This is a genomic window from Blastococcus sp. CT_GayMR20 (genome assembly GCF_004570345.1).
Map to the genome: position 1 here is coordinate 1 of NZ_SPQM01000117.1, position 15,297 is coordinate 15,297.

Sequence of the window (15,297 nt, forward strand, 5' to 3'; positions counted from 1 at the left end):
ACCAGCGTGACGGTGCGCTACACGATCCGCGTGGGCGACCGCGTGTGCTGCGTCGTCCGCAACACCTACGTGGCGACCGACGCCGGCCGGGCGACCCCGTGGCCCGACGACATCAAGGCCGTGCTCGAGACCGGCATCGGCTGACCCTGCGGCAGCGGCGGCAGCCTCTCGGTCGGGCGTCCGACGTCGTCCCGGCGACGAGGAGGGCCGGCGCGCCTCACCAGCCGGCCTTCTCCTGGCCACTCAGCTCCGCGATCGCCTCCATGATCGTGTCGGTGACCTCCCGGCGGGCCCGGTTCTTCCCCGCCTCGCCGCGGTGCTCGGGGAAGGTCAGCGGCTTCCCGAAGACGACCGAGCACCGGTGCGGCCGGGGCCAGCGGGCGCCGATCGGCTGGATGCGGTCGGTCCCGATCACGCCGACCGGGACGACCGGGCAGTCCGCGGTCAGCGCCAGCCAGGCCACCCCGGTCTTCCCGCGCGCCAACCTGCCGTCGCGGGAGCGGGTGCCCTCCGGGTACAGCCCGAAGCCGCCGCCGGCCTTCAGCACCGTCAGCGCCGTGTCCAGCGACGCCTGTGCGGCCCGGTGCGTCTCCCGCTCGACGGGCAGCGCGCCCAGCGCGGTGAACCACGTGCGGGTCAGCCACCCGCCGATACCGGTCCCCGTGAAGTACTCGGCCTTGGCCAGGTAGCCCACCCGGCGCGGCGACATGAGCGGGATGATCATGCTGTCGATGAACGACAGGTGGTTGCTGGCGATGATGAACGGTCCGCTGACCGGCACGTTCTCCCGGCCGCTGACGTGCGGGCGGAACAGGAGCAGGAACAGCGGTCGCAGGATGAACCGGGAGATGAGGTAGACCACGCCGCGCTTCCCCTCCTCGGGCTCGTCGGTGCACGCCCGGGAAGTCCGTACGTGGCTCCGGGCATTGTCCCGAACGGCCGGGAGGGGCCGTCACTCAGGCCCGCGACAGCCTCACCTCAGGGGCTGGGACGGCGGGCACGCGTCGCGGATGATGGCCCGCACGTCGTCCGGTAGGCGGGCGTGCCCGGCCGCGGACTCCGTGATGACGGAGGCGACGTCGCGGACCTTCCGGTGGGTGTGGCTGGAGATGTGGGCCAGCAGGTCGAAGGCGACCTGGTCCCCGCACGTGGTGAGCAGCATGAGGATGCCCTTGGCCTGCTCGATCTGCGCCCGGCTGGCCATGGCGGCCCGCAGCTGGCCCACCTCGGCCTGCAGCGCCTCGGCCCGCGATCCCTCCGAGTCCGGGAGCCGGCACTCGGTCAGGTCCACGCAGACTCCGTCCACCGACATGACCGAGCCGGCCGGGTCGAGCTTCGGTTCCCCGGTGAGGACGACGGTCCGTTCGCACCCGTCCGTCCGGACGATGCGCGTCTCGAGAGCGAAGGGCCGGCCGGTGGCGCACGCGGCCGAGACGGCGGAGCGCACCCGGCCGCGGTCCTCGGCGCGCTGGTAGGCGAGATAGGCCTCCGTGTCCGGGGCGGACGAGCCGGGCGCCAGTCCGTACAGGAGGTACATCTCCGGCGACCACCACCAGGAGCCGGTCGCGGTGTCGTACCGGTACCGGGCCGCCGCCCGCGGCGGGATCGGGACGTCGCTGCCCGGCCGTGGCACGGGTGGGGCGGTGGCTGCGTCGTCCGTCGCCCGCTTCCGGGCAAGGGCCGGTGAGGACATCTCTTCCCCCTCGTCGAAGGGTGCCGTCGCCGACAGGCGTTGCGAACCCGTGGTCTCGACGTCCGCTCGGCCCCCGGTCCTCACAGGCACCGGCCGCTCCGATGCGAGGACGGTACGACGCGCAGGCGCTGCCTGCAGGCCTCGTGCGCGGAATGGCCGGATTTGGGCATCGGTCAAACGGCCGATGCGCCGCCGCGTCGCCACGGTCGGTGGCCCGCCGAGCACGATCCGCTCAGACGACGGCGACCGATCGTGACGCGGTGCGGTTCCGTCCAGGGGAGGAGCGGAGCTCCGCCACGACCTCCTCGATCGTTGCGACGGCGGTGCGTAGCTCCCGCGGCGGCAGCGTGAAGGGCATGCGGAGCCGGTCGTCGAAGGCATGGCCGGTGCCGAAGGCGTCGCCCTCGGCGAGCAGGAGCCCCCGGGGTGCCGCCGCGGCCGCCACGGCCGACGAGCCGAGGTCGTCCGGGAGCCGGCACCACAGCGACAGGCCGCCTGCGGGCAGCAGCGCCGACCAGTCCGGCAGGCGCGTGGCGATCTCTCCCATCAGCACGTCGCGGCGTTCGCGCAACTGCGCCCGGCGGCGCTCGAGCACCGTGTCGAGCCGGCGCACGAGCACGGTGGCGGCGAGCTGGTCGAGCAGGCCGACGGAGAGCTGGCGGCGGACGAGCGCGGCGCCCAGCTGTGCGGCGAGCGTCGGTTCGGTCCGCAGCCAGCCGACGCGCAGCCCGCCCCACACCGCCTTCGACAGCCCGCCGATCGTGATGGTCGCGGCGTCGGGGAGACCCGCGGCGTAGGGCGGCAGAGGGTCGCCGTCCAGGTGCAGCTCGGCGGCCACCTCGTCGACGACGGTGAGCACCCCCTGCTGCCACAGCGTCGCGGCCAGCCGCCGGCGCCCGGCGGCCGACAGGCGGGCGCCGGTCGGGTTGGAGAAGTCGGGCATCACGAAGGCGAGCCGCGGACTGCTCTGCCGCGCCGCGACGTGGGCGCCCCGCACCACGGCGTCGGGGTCGGCCGCGTCGACCGGGACGGGGATGCAGCGTCCACCGGCGGCGCCGGCCATCGAGAGGACGCCGGGATACGTCGGGTGCTCGACGAGCACCCGGTCGCCCGGCTGCAGCAGCGTCTCGAACACGACGGCGGTGGCGTCGCCCACGCCGACGGTGACCACGATCTGGTCGGGCCCGGTGGGGAGGCCCCGGGCGGTGAACCTGTCGGCGACGGCCGACCGGAGGGCGAGCAGGCCCGTCGGGGCGTAGCCGTGTCCGCCGAGGTGGCCGGGCAGCTCGGCGAGCGCCTGCTCGTAGGCGGGCAGCAGCTCCGGGGCCGCCTCGGGCGCGGCGTGCGCCAGGTCGAGCAGACCCGGCTCGGTGGTCGGCGGTCCCCAGGTCGACCCCCCGGCCGGCAGTTCGGCGACCGTGCCCGCGCCGTGCCGGGTGCGCGCGAAGCCCTGGTCGCGGAGCACGCGGTAGGCCGAGGCGACCGTGACCCGGCTGACGTCGAGTTCTCCGGAGAGCTCGCGCTCGGCCGGGAGCCGGCTGCCGGCGGGCAGGGAGCCCGATGTGATCAGGTCGCGGATGCGCCGGGCGAGACCGGCGTAGCGGGGGCCGGGCAGCGCGTCGACCGGCCCCAGGAGACGCGCCAGCTCGCGCGGCGAAGTGGACTGCTCGGCGAGCGGTGGCATGCGGGCCACCATGCCGGATTGGCCTGCTTCCAGCAAGGCGGGATGGTGCCACCGTGAGGCATGACCTCAGGTGGCGCGCTCCTCGTCCTGTTCCTGCTGTTCCTGGCCTACGTCGCCGTGACCACCGTCGTGGTCGCCGTGCGCGGCGGCCGGGGCCCGGCCGACCCGCCGGCGAGTCACCTGCGGGTCGATCCCGCCGGCTTCCCGGTGCGCACCGGGCGGGCTGCGACGGCGGCCGCCGCCGTGAGCCGGACCGCCCGGGAGAGCCGGACCTCGCGACCGATGTCGCGCACGGCCGGCGGGGGGCCGTCACCCAGCATCGGCCGGGCCACGATCCGGGTGCCGTAGACGGTGCGGCCGCCGAGCCGCACGCCGAGGCCGCCGGCCGCCGGGCCCGCGTGCGGCCGCGATCGGGGCGTCCACCGGGGCATCTCGCCAACCGCCGACCGGGGTGCCGTCCCTAGGATCGGTCGTCATGCGCCTGCCCGGCCGTTACGACGGCGTCGCCCGGCCGATCGTCACCTACGGCAGCAACCCGGTCCTGCACCGGTCGTGCGCGCCCGTCACCGTGTTCGACGAGGGCCTGCGCCGCCTCCTCCTCGACATGTTCGCGAGCATGGCCGAGGCCGACGGGGTGGGGCTCGCGGCCAACCAGATCGGCGTCGACGCCCGGATCTTCGTCATCGACTGCCCGGACGCCGAGGGGGAGGACGTCGTCGGTTACGTCATCAACCCGACTCTGACGATCCCCGGGCCCGTGGGGGACGAACCGCCCGACGAGGTCACCGAGGAGGGCTGCCTGTCGGTGCCCGGCCCCTACGCCGAGTTGCCGCGGGCATTCCGGGCGCGGGTGGACGGCGTCGACCTGAAGGGCGATCCGGTGACGATCGAGGCCACCGGCATGGCCGCCCGCTGCCTCCAGCACGAGGTGGACCACCTCAACGGGATGGTCTACGTGGACCTGCTGCCGGAGGACCAGCGCGAGCAGTTGCTGGCCGAGGCGGCGGGCCCGGGGGGCGATCTCCCGGCGTGACGCAGCTGGTCCTGTTCGACCTCGACGGCACGCTGGTCGACTCCTCGCCCGGGATCTCCGCCTCCGTCCGCTCCGCCGCTGCGGAACTGGGCCTCCCCGAGCCGACGTCGGAACAGCTGCGCGGCATGGTCGGCCCGCCGCTGCAGGACGGGTTCGTCCTCGTCCTCGGCGTCCCGGTCGCGGACGTCCCGCGCGCGGTGGCTGCCTACCGTGCGCACTACACGGCCGGTGCGCTGCTCGACGTCACCGTCCATGCGGGGATCCCGGAGCTGCTCACGGCGCTCCTGGAGGACGGCGCGACGCTCGCCGTCGCCACGAGCAAGCCGGAGACCTTCGCCGTCCGGGTGCTCGAGCACACCGGACTGCTGCCTGCGTTCGCGAGCGTCCACGGGGCCACCCTCGACGGCGCCGTCCGGCACAAGGACCAGGTGGTGGCCGCGGCGCTGGCCGCGCATCCCGACGGTCGTGATCCCGTCCTGGTCGGCGACCGCGAGCACGACGTCCTGGGGGCCGCGGCGCACGGACTGCCGTGCATCGGCGCCGGCTGGGGGCCGGCCGAGGACGGCGAACTGGCGCGGGCGGGGGCGGCGGCGATCGCTGCCACTCCCGCGGAGGTGCTGGGCCTGCTGGCCGCCGTTCGGCGCTGATGTGTGACCCGAATGCGTTGTGGGGCATGGAACCGTGCATGACCGAACCGACGCCGCTCCGCGCCCTCGCCCTCGTCTGCAGCCTGAAGCCCTCGCCGGCGCCCTCCAGCAGTGAGCTGATGGCGCGCCAGATCCTCGAGGAGCTCGCGAAGCACGGCGGGAACGGGGACGTCGTCCGCGTCGTGGACCACGACGTCAAGCCCGGGGTCGAGATCGACATGGGCGAGGGTGATGCCTGGCCGGCGATCCGCGAGCAGCTGATGGCCGCCGACATCCTGATCGTCGCCACGCCCACCTGGGTCGGGCACATGAGCAGCGTCGCCCAGCGCGTGCTGGAGCGGCTGGACGGCGAGCTGTCGGAGACCGACGACTCAGGCCGACCGCTCGTCACGGGCAAGGTCGCGGTGACCGCCGTCGTCGGCAACGAGGACGGCGCGCACAAGATCACTGCCGATCTGATGCAGGGGCTCAACGACATCGGGTTCACGATCCCGGCCCAGGGCGGCACCTACTGGAACGACGAGGCGATGGGCGGCCGCGACTACCTCGACCTCGACGAGACCCCCGAGGCGGTGGCCTCGACGACCGCCACCCTCGCGGAGAACGCCGCGCACCTCGCGCGGGCGCTCAAGGCGACCCCCTACCCGTCGAGCTGACCGCCGCTCAGGCGGCTCTGACGGGCGTGGTGACCTCCGGATCGACACCGGGGCGGTGGGGGGCCGGCTGGGCGATCGGCCTCCGGCGGGACCGGACCAGTGCAACGACGGCCAGCAGTGCCAGCACCATCACGGCGACGCTGTAGACCTCGGTCGTCCGGGTCAGCCCGAAGGAACCGGCAGCGATCCCGGCGGCGATCGCGGGCACGCTGAACGCCAGGTAGCCCACGACGAAGATGCTGGCCAGCAGGCCGGCCCGGTGGCCGGGTGCGACGCCGGCGGTGATCAGCGCGACGGCGCCGAGGAACCCGGCACCGAACCCGAAGCCGGTCATGACGCCGGCCGCGAACAGCAGCACCAGCGACCCGGCCTGGACGGCGGCCACGGTGCCGGCCATCCCGACGGTGAAGGACAGGCCGCCGACGAGCAGGGCGCGGTCGGGCGCCGAGGTGCGCACGGCGAGCGAGCCGACGACCCCGGTGCCCTGCATCCCGAGGATGAGCAGGCCCCCGACCAGATGGTTGTCGATGCCGAACACGTCGGCCACCAGCGACGGTCCGAGCGAGAGGTAGAGCCCGCCGACCGCCCAGCAGGCGATCAGGAGGGGGAGTGTGACGATGAAGGCGCGGCGGTTCGCGGGTGGCACGTGCACCTGGGGCCGCAGGGACGCCAGCGCCCCGGGCAGCCGCGGCGAGCTCTCGGGCACCAGGTAGGTGCCGACCGCGGCCAGGAGGAACACCCCGGTCAGGACGCCGAACACCCAGTCCGTGGGCGAGGGCACGAACTGGACCAGGAGGCCGGCGCCGACCGCGCCGATCGAGAGCCCGAGGCCTGGCGACGCGCTGTTGATGAAGGCACCCAGCGGCCGGTCGCGGTGCTGCAGGTCGAGCAGCGCCGCCCCGAGCGCGCTGGTCAGCGCACCGGTCGCCAGGCCCTGGACGACCCGCGCGGCCAGCAGCCAGCCGACGCCGTCCGCGAACAGGAACAGCGCCATGGACGCCGCCTCGAGCACGAATGCCGCGATGAGGACCGGTCGCCGTCCGACGTGGTCGGAGAGCCCGCCGACGACGAGCAGCGAGGCCAGCAGGGCGAAGGCGTAGATCCCGAAGACCGCCGTCAGGACGCCGGAACTGAACCCGAATTCCTCCTGGTACACGCGGTACAGGGGAGAGGGGACGCCCGAAGCCGCCAGCATGAGGACCAGGAACACGGCGACCGACCAGAAGGCGGCGGTCGTCGAGAGGCGGCGGGACGGCACGGCAACGGACAAGCGATGCGCCTGCCGGGTGATTCCCCGTTGTCGGCGTGTCGCTCGCGGCCGATCATCAGGGCCCTCGCGCAGAGCGCCATGGCCGTGACGACGTCGCTGCCGCGCCGGATGCCGCCGTCGAGCAGCACCTCGACCTCGTCGCCGACCGCCACGACCGGCCCGTGACCGAGTGCCACGTCGGTGTTCGTGGCGGCCCCCGACCGGGGTAGCGGACCCGCATGGCCCTTCCCCGGATCCTCGTCCTCGTGCTCGCCGGCGGTGCGGGAGGCCGTCTCGAGCTCCTCACCGAGCAGCGGGCCAAGCCGGCCGTCCCGTTCGCCGGGGTCTACCGGCTGATCGACTTCCCGCTCAGCAACTGCCAGCACTCTGCGATCGCCGACGTCTGGGTGTCGGTGCAGTTCCACCCCACGTCGCTGTCGGACCACCTGGCCAACGGGCGGCCGTGGGACCTCGACCGCACGTCCGGTGGGCTGATGATGCTGCCGCCGTTCCAGGGAACCGACCGGGGCGGCTGGGTCACCGGCACCGCCAATCTGCTGTGGCGGCAGGCCGACCTCATCCGCGAGTACGCGCCCGACGCGCTCGTCGTCGTCAGCTCCGACGCCGTCTACAAGCTGGACTACCGCGAGGTGGTGGACGCCCACCTGGGGTCGGGCGCGGAGGTCACGATGGTGACGACCGAGGTCGAGGCGGACGACGCCTCCCGCTACGGGATCGTGCAGGTCGGCGGCGACGGCACGGTCGAGGACTACGCCTACAAGCCCGACGAGCCGGCCACCACGACGGCGACCAACGAGGTCTTCGTGTTCACGCCCGGGGCGACGCTCGACCGCCTCGAGGCGCTCGAGGACTCACTCGGCGACGACGGGCTCGAGGACCTCGGCAGCCACCTGCTGCCCGCGCAGACCCGCGACGGGCTGGCCCGTGCCTACCCGCTGGACGGCTACTGGCGCGACGTCGGCACCGTGCCGGCCTACTGGCAGGCGCACCAGGACTTCCTCGCCGAGGAGCCGCCGATCGACCTCGACGACCAGGCGTGGCCGCTGCACACCCGCGGCGGCCGGCACAGCGCCGCCCGTCTGCTGAGCGGCGCGGTGGTCGAGGAGAGCCTCGTCTCCGGCGGTACCCGGATCGCCGGCGAGGTGCGCGGCTCGGTGCTCTCGCCGGGTGTCGTGGTGGAGAAGGGCGCGACCGTCGTCGACTCGGTGCTGCTGCCCGGCGTCCACGTCCGGGCCGGTGCCACGGTGCGGCGGGCGGTCCTCGACGACCGGGTCGAGGTGGGCCGGCGGGCCGCGGTCGGTGGCGACGGCGAGGTCACCCTCGTCGGGCGCGCGGCCCGGGTGCCCGACGGTGGCGAGGTGGCCGCCGGCGCCCGGCTGCCCGACCCGGACGACGACTGAGCGTCACACCGACGACGAGTCGAACTCCATCCACACGCGACGGCGGTCGGCCCGCGTCCGCACCTGCGCCATGGCGGCCACGCGGCGCCGCTGGTCCGCCGTGGCCACGTGCTGGACGACGGCGATCTCGGCGTTCCGCATCGCCTGCTCGGCAGCGATCTCGGCCGGCGTCGACGGGTACTCCGGCGGCTCCGGCGCGAGCGTCTCGCGGGCGCCGGCGTACGGGCTGTCCTCGGGCAGGTCGCCGGTGAGCCGGCCGTAGGCGCCGAGGAGCAGGAGGGTCAGCCCCGCCACGGCGGAGAAGACGACGTTGCTGAACTCGAAGGCCAGGAGGTTCAGCTCCGTGCGCAGCACTGCGAGGCTCAGCAGGCCCGACACGATGAAGAGGGCGCCGACGAGGATCATCACCGTCGAGGCGATCCGCGCGCCCCGGGCGGCCGCGGCGACCAGGACGCCGGCCGTGACGACGGAGACGGCCGACAGCAGGCCGTTGGAGGACATGCCCAGGATCGGCTCGCCCTCGGTCGAGAAGAAGGCCAGCCCACCGGCGAACCCGAGGATCCCGAAGACCGCGATCACGGCGGCGACCGCGACCGCGCCGACCCGGTGCACGGTCAGGACCTGGGGGTGGGGGAGGGAAAGGTGCACGGGAGGCTCCTCGGCGCTGAGGGGTGGAATGCCCTGTCTTCCCGGGGGCCGGCCGGGGCGGATGCAGGCGCCGGGAAGTGCGCGGCCCGTCCGGCTGTTGGACGGGACATGACCCAGCCGTTCGAGATCGACCTGCACTCGGAGTTCCTGCGGGCCGACCTCTTCCTCGCCATGGGCCAGCCCACCGAGGCGGCCCGGATCCTCGAGCGCGTGGTGGAGGCCGAGCCGGCCAACGAGGCCGCGCTCGAGCTGCTTGCCCGCGCCTACTTCGGCTCGGCCCAGCTGGCCCGGTCCGAGGGCGTGCTGACGAGGCTGGTCGCGCTCGCCCCCGCGAACGGGTGGGCCCGTCGCGCGCTGGCCCGCACGCTGGAGCGGCAGAGCCGGGCGGCCGACGCCGCCGTCCACCACCGCGTGGCCGACGCCCTCGGCGCCGCCTGACCGCTCAGAGGGCCGCGCCCGTCCGCCGGACGAGGTCGAGGGACTGCTCAGGGTCCAGCGCCATGCTGCTGAGCAGCTCGAACGCCCGGCCGTAGCGGTGCACCTCGGCCTCGGAGTCGAGGTAGAAGACCCGGGTCTTGTTCTCCAGGTAGACCACGTCCGGCGCCCCGGTGGCGCGCGACTCCAGCACCGAGAAGGAGCCGGCCGTCACCGGTGGCAGCCCGGCGGCGAACGGCAGCACCTGGAACGTGACGTTGGGCCGGCCGGCGGCGTCGGCGAGCCACTCGAGCTGTCCGCGCATGATCGCGGCGCCGCCGTCCCGACCCGGGGCGACGGCCGTCCGCCGCAGCACGGACTCGTCGAGGACCGCGTGGAGCTGCAGCGGGCCGTCCGGCTCGCCGGCGTCCAGGACGTCCTGCCGGCGCCGGCACACCTGCACGCGCCGGTCGACCTCCACCGGCGAGGGGGTCTCCCAGGTCGACAGGATCACCTGGCGGACGAAGTCGGGGCTCTGCAGCAGCGCGTGCGGCACGAGCGCGCCGTAGCACCGGAGGGCGCGCGATCCGGCCTCGAGGCGGATGAGGTTCGCGTAGCCGGCCGAGAGGGTGTCGGCGTAGGCGTCCCACCAGCCCTTGTGCCGGGCGGAGGGGGCCAGTCGGCGGAGGAAGGTGGCGTGGGCGTCGGGGACGGCGTAGAGGGCGAGCAGCCGGTCGAGGTCGTCGCTCGAGATGCCGATGCGGGCGGTCTCGATGCGCGACACCTTCGACGGGGACCACCCCAGCCGCTCGGCGACGTCCTTGCCGTGCAGCGGGATGGACGCGCGCAGCCCCCGCAGCTCCCGGGCCAGCCGCCGTTCGCGCGCCGACGGCGACTCCACGACCATGACCGGACGCTACGGCAGTCGTGCAATCTTGCAAATGCTCTGTCGGAGGAGCGCCGCCGCTGTCACCGTTCCCGTATCGACCGAACGGCTCGCTGGCAGGAAGGACGGATCCCATGAACGGACCTCGCACCCTCGCCGTCGACTTCGACGTCTACGAGGTCGCCTACCTCGCCGGAGGGCCGCGCAGAGCGGTCGACGCCGCGATGGTCGCTCTCGTGGAGGGCGGCCGTGTGGCGGTCGACCGCACCACCGGGCAGCTGGCGGTGGCCGACGGGGGCCGGCGGCACCCGGTGGAGGCGGCGGTGCTGGATGCCATCGGCGTCCGCCACCACCGGACGATCGCCACGGTGCGCTGGCGGGTGGAGACCGATGAGCGGCTGTCGGCCGTCCGCCGGCGGCTGGAGGGCGACGGACTGCTGCGGCCGTCGGCCCCCTCCTCCCGCCGGTACAGCGCGTGGTCGCTGATGGCGCTCACCGCCGAGGGGCGGCGCACGCTCCGGCACCTGCGGGCGGAACCGCCGGCCGACCGGATCGCCCTCGGGACCGGCGCGCTGCCCGTCGCCCTCGGTGGGCCGGCGGCCATGACCGACCCGGCGCTGCGCTCGGCGCTCTTCGACCCGCCCGCTCCGCCCCGTCCGCGCAGCGTGTTCCGCCGGCGCCGCGACCCGTACGACGCGGCCTACGACCACCGCGGCCACTGGTGGGGGGCCGGAGCCGTCGGCGGCGCTGACTGCGGTGGCGGCGGCTGGGGTGGCGACGGAGGCGGCGGAGGCGGCGGGGACGGCGGTGGCGGCTGCTGACGCAGCGTCACGGCACGCCGACACGTGGCCAATGTCCGGACCGCAAACCGGGTCGGCTCCGCCGGTCGTGGGAACTCACGACCCATGAGCATCCTCGGAAGGCTGATGGGAACCGCAGAGAACGCCGCCCGGAGCACCGCCCGTGGGGGACGTGGCGCCGCCCGTCCCACCCGCGGCATGGCGCGGTCGACGGGACGTCGCACCACACCCGCGCGCGGCATGGGACGCGGACGGGCCACCCCGGCGACGAGCGGGGGCATCGGCCGGCTGGTCGAGGGCTTCCTCCGCCGCCGCTGACGCAGGTGACGGGGGGACGACTGGGCTAGGGGACGGCGACCGCGGCCACGAGCAGTACGGCCGCGGTCGCCGCCTCGCCCATGGCACCCATCACGTCGCCGGTCACGCCGCCGAGGCGGGCGCGGGCGCGGCGGTGCAGGACCTCGGCCGCGAGCAGTCCCGCCACGGCGCTGCCGCCGAGTTGCGCGGCGAGCGGTGGGTCCCCCAGGTACAGGGCAGCTCCACCCAGCAGCGCGGCGAGCACGAACAGCCAGCCGGCGAACCAGCCCCGGGAGACGGTTCCCGCGACGAGCCCGCCGAGCGAGGACCCCTCGGCGGTCGGGACGCCGGGCAGGCCCGTCCGCGCCATCGCGAGCCGCGCGACGACGACCGCTGTCCAGAGCGCGAGCCAGCCGTCGTCGACCGCGAGCAGCGCCGCCAGGGAGGCCACCTGCAGCAGGACCGTCAGGACGAGCGCGACGACGCCGAACGGGCCGACGTCGCCCTGGTGCATCACCTGCAGCGAACGCTCCCGCGCCCGCAGCGGCCCCAGCCCGTCGGCGGTGTCGGCCAGCCCGTCGAGGTGCAGTCCCCGTGTCAGGACGGCCAGGGCACCGACCGCCAGCACGGCGCCGGCAAGCGGCGAGATGCCTCGCGCCCCGAGCACCGCGACCGCTGCGGCGATCCCCCCGAGGACCAGCCCGACCGCGGGCGCCCAGGGCAGCACCCCCCGCATCGAAGCGGTGGCCCGCTCCGGGACCGGGAGGACCGTGAGCAGCGCCGCCGACTCCAGGGGCCCGGTCAGCCTCATCGACGGTCGTTCACGCGAGAACTTCGAGCCGGGTGACGGTGCCGTTGTGCGGCGTCTCGATCGGCATCGCGTCCGCGCCCAGCCCCGCGACGACAGCCTGGATCGCGCGGATCGTGTCGCCGTGGGTCACCAGGGCGATGACGTCGGCCGGCGGCTCGGCGCACAGGTTCTTCAGGAACGCCTCCACCCGGCCGTACAGCTCGGCGAGGCTCTCGCCGCCGGGCGCCGACCAGTGCGGGTCCGTCCAGTCGACGACGTCCCAGAGCTCGCGCGACGGGCGGCCCTCGAGCTCCCCGTAGGCCTGCTCGCGCAACGCCGGTGCCGGGGTGATCGTCAGCCCTGTCGCGGCGGCGCAGTGCTCGGCGGTCTGCACGGCCCGGAGCAGGTCGCTGGAGAGCAGCGCTCCCGGGCGCAGGAGGGCAAGTTCCGCGGCGGCCGTGGCGGCCTGGGCGTGGCCGAGCTCGGTGAGCGGCACGTGCGCGGTCTGGCCCTGCATCAGCCGGGCGGCGTTCCACTCGCTCTGCCCGTGGCGGACGAGGAGGAGCGTCAGGGGGCGGGACATGGCGAGGGCGAGCGTAGGCGAGGGCCGTGCGGGGGGCTGCGGACCGCCTCGTACCGTCGTGGGAATGGCCGAGCCTGCGAGGCCACCGATGAGCACAGCACTCGGGTCACGTGACCGACGAGCGCAGCGAGGAGAACACGTGACCCTTCCCGTCCGCCCCGGCGCCGTCCGCCCGGCCGCCCGTCCGGCGGGACCCGACCCGCTGGCCCCGCTGCTGGACCTGCCCGGCGTTCGGGAAGCCTCCGATGCCGCGCGGAAAGGCATCGACCGCCTGCTCGGCCACAAGGTGCTCCGGCGCGAGTCGGCCGGGGTGAGCACCGAGTCCGCACTCCGCGGGGCCCGGGCGTCCGCCGCCCTCGAGGGGGTCGACGTCCCGCTGGCCGAGCTGCGCGCGGGCGCCGTGACCGATCCCGTCGTCCAGGGCGCCCTGCGGGTCTCGGCCGGCCTCGGCTCGATGGTGGAGACCTGGACCCGCGCACCGGGGCAGGTGCTGGCCCGGTTGCACGTCCTGGCCGCCGCCGACCTCGCCGACCGCGCGGACCTCGGGCGGCCCGCACCCCATGCCGGGGCGCGGCTGTCCGGCCTCTTCTCCGTCATCACGGGGACGACCACGGCGCCCGCCGTCCTCGTGGCCGGCCTGGTGCACGCGGAGCTGGCCGCTCTCGCCCCGTTCGGGACGGCGGACGGCGTCGTCGCCCGGGCTGCCGGCCGCCTGACCATGATCACCCGCGGTCTCGACCCGAAGGCGGTCTCCGTGCCCGAGGTGGGATTCGCCGAGCTGGGGCGGGACAGCTACGCCGCGGCGCTCGCCGGATACGCGGGCGGGACGCCGGAGGGTGTCGCCGGCTGGCTGGTCCACTGCTGTCGGGCGACCGAGCACGGCGGGCTGGAGGGCCTGGCCATCTGCGAGAGCCTGCTGCGCGGCTGAGCGGTGCTCAGTGCGGCGCGAGGGTGAGTCCGACGAGGGCCGCGACGACCACGCCGATGGCACCGATCGCCGCGGCGGCCAGCCACCCGCCGGTGAGGGCACCCAGGACCGCGGCGCCGATGACGGCGAGCCACGGGCCGGAGAGGGAGAGGAAGAGGCCGAGTCGCCCGGAGGGGGACCGGCGACGACGCCGACGACGGGACGTGCGGGCGGTCTGACCGAAGAGGAACGCGGCGACGCAGACGGCCAGGACGGCCAGCCAGGCGAGCACCACGGTGACCACGTCGGCAGGATGGACCAATGGGACGCGCGGGCGGGGGTGCCCCGCCGATGCGTCAGGCGCCGCGGCGCCGCCGTCGGCCGGAGAGCGGGCCGGTCGGCTCGACGGCGGCGACCAGGCCGGTGCGCAGTGCGCGGTGCCGCGCGTACCAGGCCAGCCCTACGACGGCCGCGCCCACGCCCACGGCCGCACCGGTGACGACCGGCGTCGGAGGCGTGGAGAACCGGGCGCGCATGCTGACCGGCCGGGTGAACTGCAGCACCGGCCAGCCGTGCTCGAGGGCCGCCTTGCGCAGCCCCCGGTCGGGGTTGACCGCCGTCGGGTGGCCGACGGCCGTGAGCATCGGCAGGTCGGTGATCGAGTCGCTGTAGGCGTAGCAGTCGGTGAGGTCGTACCCGCCCTCCTCGGCGACCTCGCGCATCGCCGCGGCCTTGTTCTCGCCGTAGGCGTAGAAGTCGATCTCGCCGGTGTAGCGGCCGTCGGCGATGACCATCCGGGTCGCGACGACCCGGTCGACGCCGAGCATCTCGCCGATCGGCTCCACCATCTCCGCGCCGCTGCTGGACACGATCACGATCTCCCGGCCGGCCGCGCGGTGCTCCTCGATCAGGTCGGCGGCCTCGGCGTAGACGAGCGGGTCGACGATCTCGTGCAGCGTCTCCCGGACGATGTCGTGCACCGTGGCGGCGTCCCAGCCGGTCACCATCGCGGTGAGCTGCGCCCGGAGGCGCTCCATCTGCTGGGCGTCGGCGCCGGCGAGGGAGAAGACCAACTGGGCGTAGGCGGTCTTGAGGACGGCGCGGCGGTTGATCAGCCCGCCGTTGAAGAACGGCCGGCCGAAGGCCAGGGTGCTGGACTTGGCGATGACCGTCTTGTCCAGGTCGAAGAACGCCGCTGCGCGGGTCACAAGGCACGACTCTAAGTGGAGGGCAGAACGGCGCGCGGCCCTGCGCGCCGTCCACACCCGAACGGGTCATCCACAGTTCGGGGCCGGTTCTGGCACTGTCTGCCCATCCCGCGCTGGGGTGGGTGGGTGCCCGTTCCCCGCAGCAGAGTCCCCGGCCGGTCGGTCCGTCCGCTCGTCGTCAGCGCCGACGAGGTGCTGCTCGACGACCTCCTGCGCCTCCTGGCGGCAGCCGGTGCCGAACCCGAGCTCGCCACCGGCGGCCCGGCGCTGCGCCGCGCCCACCGCGACGCCCCGCTGGTGCTGGTCGGCGCCGACGCCCTCGCCGGCGGGGCGGTGCGCGTGCTCCCACGCCGGGCCGGTGTCGTCGTGGTGGCGACCCGG

At 74.8% G+C, this 15,297-nt stretch carries 19 protein-coding genes and 2 pseudogenes; 10 read left to right on the top strand and 11 right to left on the bottom strand.

What is annotated here, in order from left to right; genetic code table 11:
- Nucleotides 1–217: 217 nt before the first annotated feature.
- The 3 genes from E4P40_RS20855 to E4P40_RS20865 all read right to left on the bottom strand — a co-directional run bounded on the left by E4P40_RS20855 (nt 218) and on the right by E4P40_RS20865 (nt 3,377).
- Complete coding sequence (locus E4P40_RS20855; protein ID WP_135160391.1) at nt 218–862, bottom strand: lysophospholipid acyltransferase family protein; 645 nt, start codon at nt 860–862, stop codon at nt 218–220.
- A 111-nt stretch (nt 863–973) separates the two neighbouring features.
- Nucleotides 974–1,693: a PAS and ANTAR domain-containing protein gene (locus tag E4P40_RS20860; protein WP_167762324.1), complete on the bottom strand. Its 720-nt coding sequence runs from the start codon at nt 1,691–1,693 to the stop codon at nt 974–976.
- Between the two features lie 232 nt (nt 1,694–1,925).
- Entirely contained in the window at nt 1,926–3,377 is a 1,452-nt protein-coding gene (locus tag E4P40_RS20865) for a PLP-dependent aminotransferase family protein (RefSeq protein ID WP_135160393.1), read from the bottom strand.
- 60 nt (nt 3,378–3,437) lie between these two features.
- On the opposite strand from E4P40_RS20865, the gene E4P40_RS20870 reads away from it, so the two are divergent.
- From E4P40_RS20870 to E4P40_RS20885, 4 genes are all read left to right on the top strand, one after another.
- Entirely contained in the window at nt 3,438–3,725 is a 288-nt protein-coding gene (locus E4P40_RS20870) for a hypothetical protein (RefSeq protein WP_135160394.1), read from the top strand.
- Between the two features lie 127 nt (nt 3,726–3,852).
- Nucleotides 3,853–4,410, top strand: coding sequence for a peptide deformylase (gene def / locus E4P40_RS20875; protein ID WP_135160395.1), 558 nt, complete (start codon nt 3,853–3,855; stop codon nt 4,408–4,410).
- Nucleotides 4,407–5,057, top strand: a complete 651-nt coding sequence (locus E4P40_RS20880; protein ID WP_135160396.1) for an HAD hydrolase-like protein — start codon at nt 4,407–4,409, stop codon at nt 5,055–5,057. The genes def and E4P40_RS20880 overlap by 4 nt, the downstream gene beginning before the upstream one ends.
- 38 nt (nt 5,058–5,095) lie before the next feature.
- Nucleotides 5,096–5,713 (top strand): NAD(P)H-dependent oxidoreductase, encoded by a 618-nt coding sequence (locus E4P40_RS20885; RefSeq protein ID WP_135160397.1) that lies wholly within the window; start codon nt 5,096–5,098, stop codon nt 5,711–5,713.
- A gap of 7 nt (nt 5,714–5,720) precedes the next feature.
- Here the strand turns inward: E4P40_RS20885 and E4P40_RS20890 are convergent, their stop codons facing one another.
- Together E4P40_RS20890 and E4P40_RS29390 are read right to left on the bottom strand one after the other, a co-directional pair.
- Entirely contained in the window at nt 5,721–7,055 is a 1,335-nt protein-coding gene (locus E4P40_RS20890; protein ID WP_135160398.1) for an MFS transporter, read from the bottom strand.
- A pseudogene (locus tag E4P40_RS29390) lies at nt 7,037–7,159 on the bottom strand (alpha-hydroxy-acid oxidizing protein); the annotation flags it as partial. The pseudogene E4P40_RS29390 and the gene E4P40_RS20890, both read right to left, overlap by 19 nt.
- A 42-nt stretch (nt 7,160–7,201) precedes the next feature.
- Between E4P40_RS29390 and E4P40_RS20900 the strand changes: the two are divergent.
- Nucleotides 7,202–8,383: a sugar phosphate nucleotidyltransferase gene (locus E4P40_RS20900; protein ID WP_135160399.1), complete on the top strand. Its 1,182-nt coding sequence runs from the start codon at nt 7,202–7,204 to the stop codon at nt 8,381–8,383.
- A gap of 3 nt (nt 8,384–8,386) precedes the next feature.
- On the opposite strand, the gene E4P40_RS20905 is transcribed toward E4P40_RS20900, so the two are convergent.
- A complete protein-coding gene (locus tag E4P40_RS20905) occupies nt 8,387–9,031 on the bottom strand; it encodes a DUF4383 domain-containing protein (protein ID WP_245160473.1) in 645 nt (214 codons plus the stop codon).
- Nucleotides 9,032–9,139: 108 nt separating this feature from the next.
- Here E4P40_RS20905 and E4P40_RS20910 point away from each other — a divergent pair, with 108 nt between their 5' ends.
- Nucleotides 9,140–9,469: a tetratricopeptide repeat protein gene (locus E4P40_RS20910; RefSeq protein WP_135160400.1), complete on the top strand. Its 330-nt coding sequence runs from the start codon at nt 9,140–9,142 to the stop codon at nt 9,467–9,469.
- Between the two features lie 4 nt (nt 9,470–9,473).
- Here E4P40_RS20910 and E4P40_RS20915 read toward each other — a convergent pair whose 3' ends face one another.
- Entirely contained in the window at nt 9,474–10,352 is an 879-nt protein-coding gene (locus E4P40_RS20915) for a helix-turn-helix transcriptional regulator (protein WP_135160401.1), read from the bottom strand.
- A 113-nt stretch (nt 10,353–10,465) separates the two neighbouring features.
- On the opposite strand from E4P40_RS20915, the gene E4P40_RS20920 reads away from it, so the two are divergent.
- Together E4P40_RS20920 and E4P40_RS20925 are read left to right on the top strand one after the other, a co-directional pair.
- Nucleotides 10,466–11,152: a TIGR04222 domain-containing membrane protein gene (locus E4P40_RS20920; RefSeq protein ID WP_135160402.1), complete on the top strand. Its 687-nt coding sequence runs from the start codon at nt 10,466–10,468 to the stop codon at nt 11,150–11,152.
- Nucleotides 11,153–11,257: 105 nt separating this feature from the next.
- Nucleotides 11,258–11,449 carry a hypothetical protein gene (locus E4P40_RS20925; RefSeq protein WP_245160474.1) on the top strand — a complete coding sequence of 64 codons (192 nt, stop codon included), beginning with the start codon at nt 11,258–11,260 and terminating at the stop codon, nt 11,447–11,449.
- A gap of 25 nt (nt 11,450–11,474) precedes the next feature.
- Here E4P40_RS20925 and E4P40_RS20930 read toward each other — a convergent pair whose 3' ends face one another.
- Both E4P40_RS20930 and E4P40_RS20935 read right to left on the bottom strand, forming a co-directional pair.
- On the bottom strand, nt 11,475–12,239 hold the full coding sequence (locus E4P40_RS20930; RefSeq protein WP_135160404.1) for an adenosylcobinamide-GDP ribazoletransferase: 765 nt from the start codon (nt 12,237–12,239) through the stop codon (nt 11,475–11,477).
- Nucleotides 12,240–12,249: 10 nt separating this feature from the next.
- Nucleotides 12,250–12,801, bottom strand: a complete 552-nt coding sequence (locus tag E4P40_RS20935; protein WP_135160405.1) for a histidine phosphatase family protein — start codon at nt 12,799–12,801, stop codon at nt 12,250–12,252.
- A gap of 139 nt (nt 12,802–12,940) precedes the next feature.
- Between E4P40_RS20935 and E4P40_RS20940 the strand changes: the two genes are divergently transcribed.
- The gene (locus tag E4P40_RS20940) at nt 12,941–13,729 is read left to right on the top strand and encodes an oxidoreductase (RefSeq protein WP_135160406.1); all 789 of its coding nucleotides are present in this window, start codon (nt 12,941–12,943) and stop codon (nt 13,727–13,729) included.
- A gap of 7 nt (nt 13,730–13,736) precedes the next feature.
- Here the strand turns inward: E4P40_RS20940 and E4P40_RS20945 are convergent, their stop codons facing one another.
- Complete coding sequence (locus E4P40_RS20945) at nt 13,737–14,012, bottom strand: hypothetical protein (protein WP_135160407.1); 276 nt, start codon at nt 14,010–14,012, stop codon at nt 13,737–13,739.
- A gap of 52 nt (nt 14,013–14,064) precedes the next feature.
- A complete protein-coding gene (locus E4P40_RS20950) occupies nt 14,065–14,916 on the bottom strand; it encodes an HAD family hydrolase (RefSeq protein WP_135160408.1) in 852 nt (283 codons plus the stop codon).
- A gap of 126 nt (nt 14,917–15,042) precedes the next feature.
- On the opposite strand from E4P40_RS20950, the pseudogene E4P40_RS20955 reads away from it, so the two are divergent.
- Nucleotides 15,043–15,297 (top strand): annotated as a pseudogene (locus tag E4P40_RS20955) (septum formation initiator); the annotation flags it as partial.

Coding starts and splice junctions, on each gene's coding strand:
- E4P40_RS20860 (WP_167762324.1), bottom strand. CDS start 1,693: ATGTCCTCACCGGCCCTTGCCCGGAAGCGGGCGACGGACGACGCAGCC.
- E4P40_RS20865 (WP_135160393.1), bottom strand. CDS start 3,377: ATGCCACCGCTCGCCGAGCAGTCCACTTCGCCGCGCGAGCTGGCGCGT.
- E4P40_RS20870 (WP_135160394.1), top strand. CDS start 3,438: ATGACCTCAGGTGGCGCGCTCCTCGTCCTGTTCCTGCTGTTCCTGGCC.
- def (WP_135160395.1), top strand. CDS start 3,853: ATGCGCCTGCCCGGCCGTTACGACGGCGTCGCCCGGCCGATCGTCACC.
- E4P40_RS20885 (WP_135160397.1), top strand. CDS start 5,096: ATGACCGAACCGACGCCGCTCCGCGCCCTCGCCCTCGTCTGCAGCCTG.
- E4P40_RS20900 (WP_135160399.1), top strand. CDS start 7,202: ATGGCCCTTCCCCGGATCCTCGTCCTCGTGCTCGCCGGCGGTGCGGGA.
- E4P40_RS20910 (WP_135160400.1), top strand. CDS start 9,140: ATGACCCAGCCGTTCGAGATCGACCTGCACTCGGAGTTCCTGCGGGCC.
- E4P40_RS20915 (WP_135160401.1), bottom strand. CDS start 10,352: ATGGTCGTGGAGTCGCCGTCGGCGCGCGAACGGCGGCTGGCCCGGGAG.
- E4P40_RS20920 (WP_135160402.1), top strand. CDS start 10,466: ATGAACGGACCTCGCACCCTCGCCGTCGACTTCGACGTCTACGAGGTC.
- E4P40_RS20925 (WP_245160474.1), top strand. CDS start 11,258: ATGGGAACCGCAGAGAACGCCGCCCGGAGCACCGCCCGTGGGGGACGT.
- E4P40_RS20930 (WP_135160404.1), bottom strand. CDS start 12,239: ATGAGGCTGACCGGGCCCCTGGAGTCGGCGGCGCTGCTCACGGTCCTC.
- E4P40_RS20935 (WP_135160405.1), bottom strand. CDS start 12,801: ATGTCCCGCCCCCTGACGCTCCTCCTCGTCCGCCACGGGCAGAGCGAG.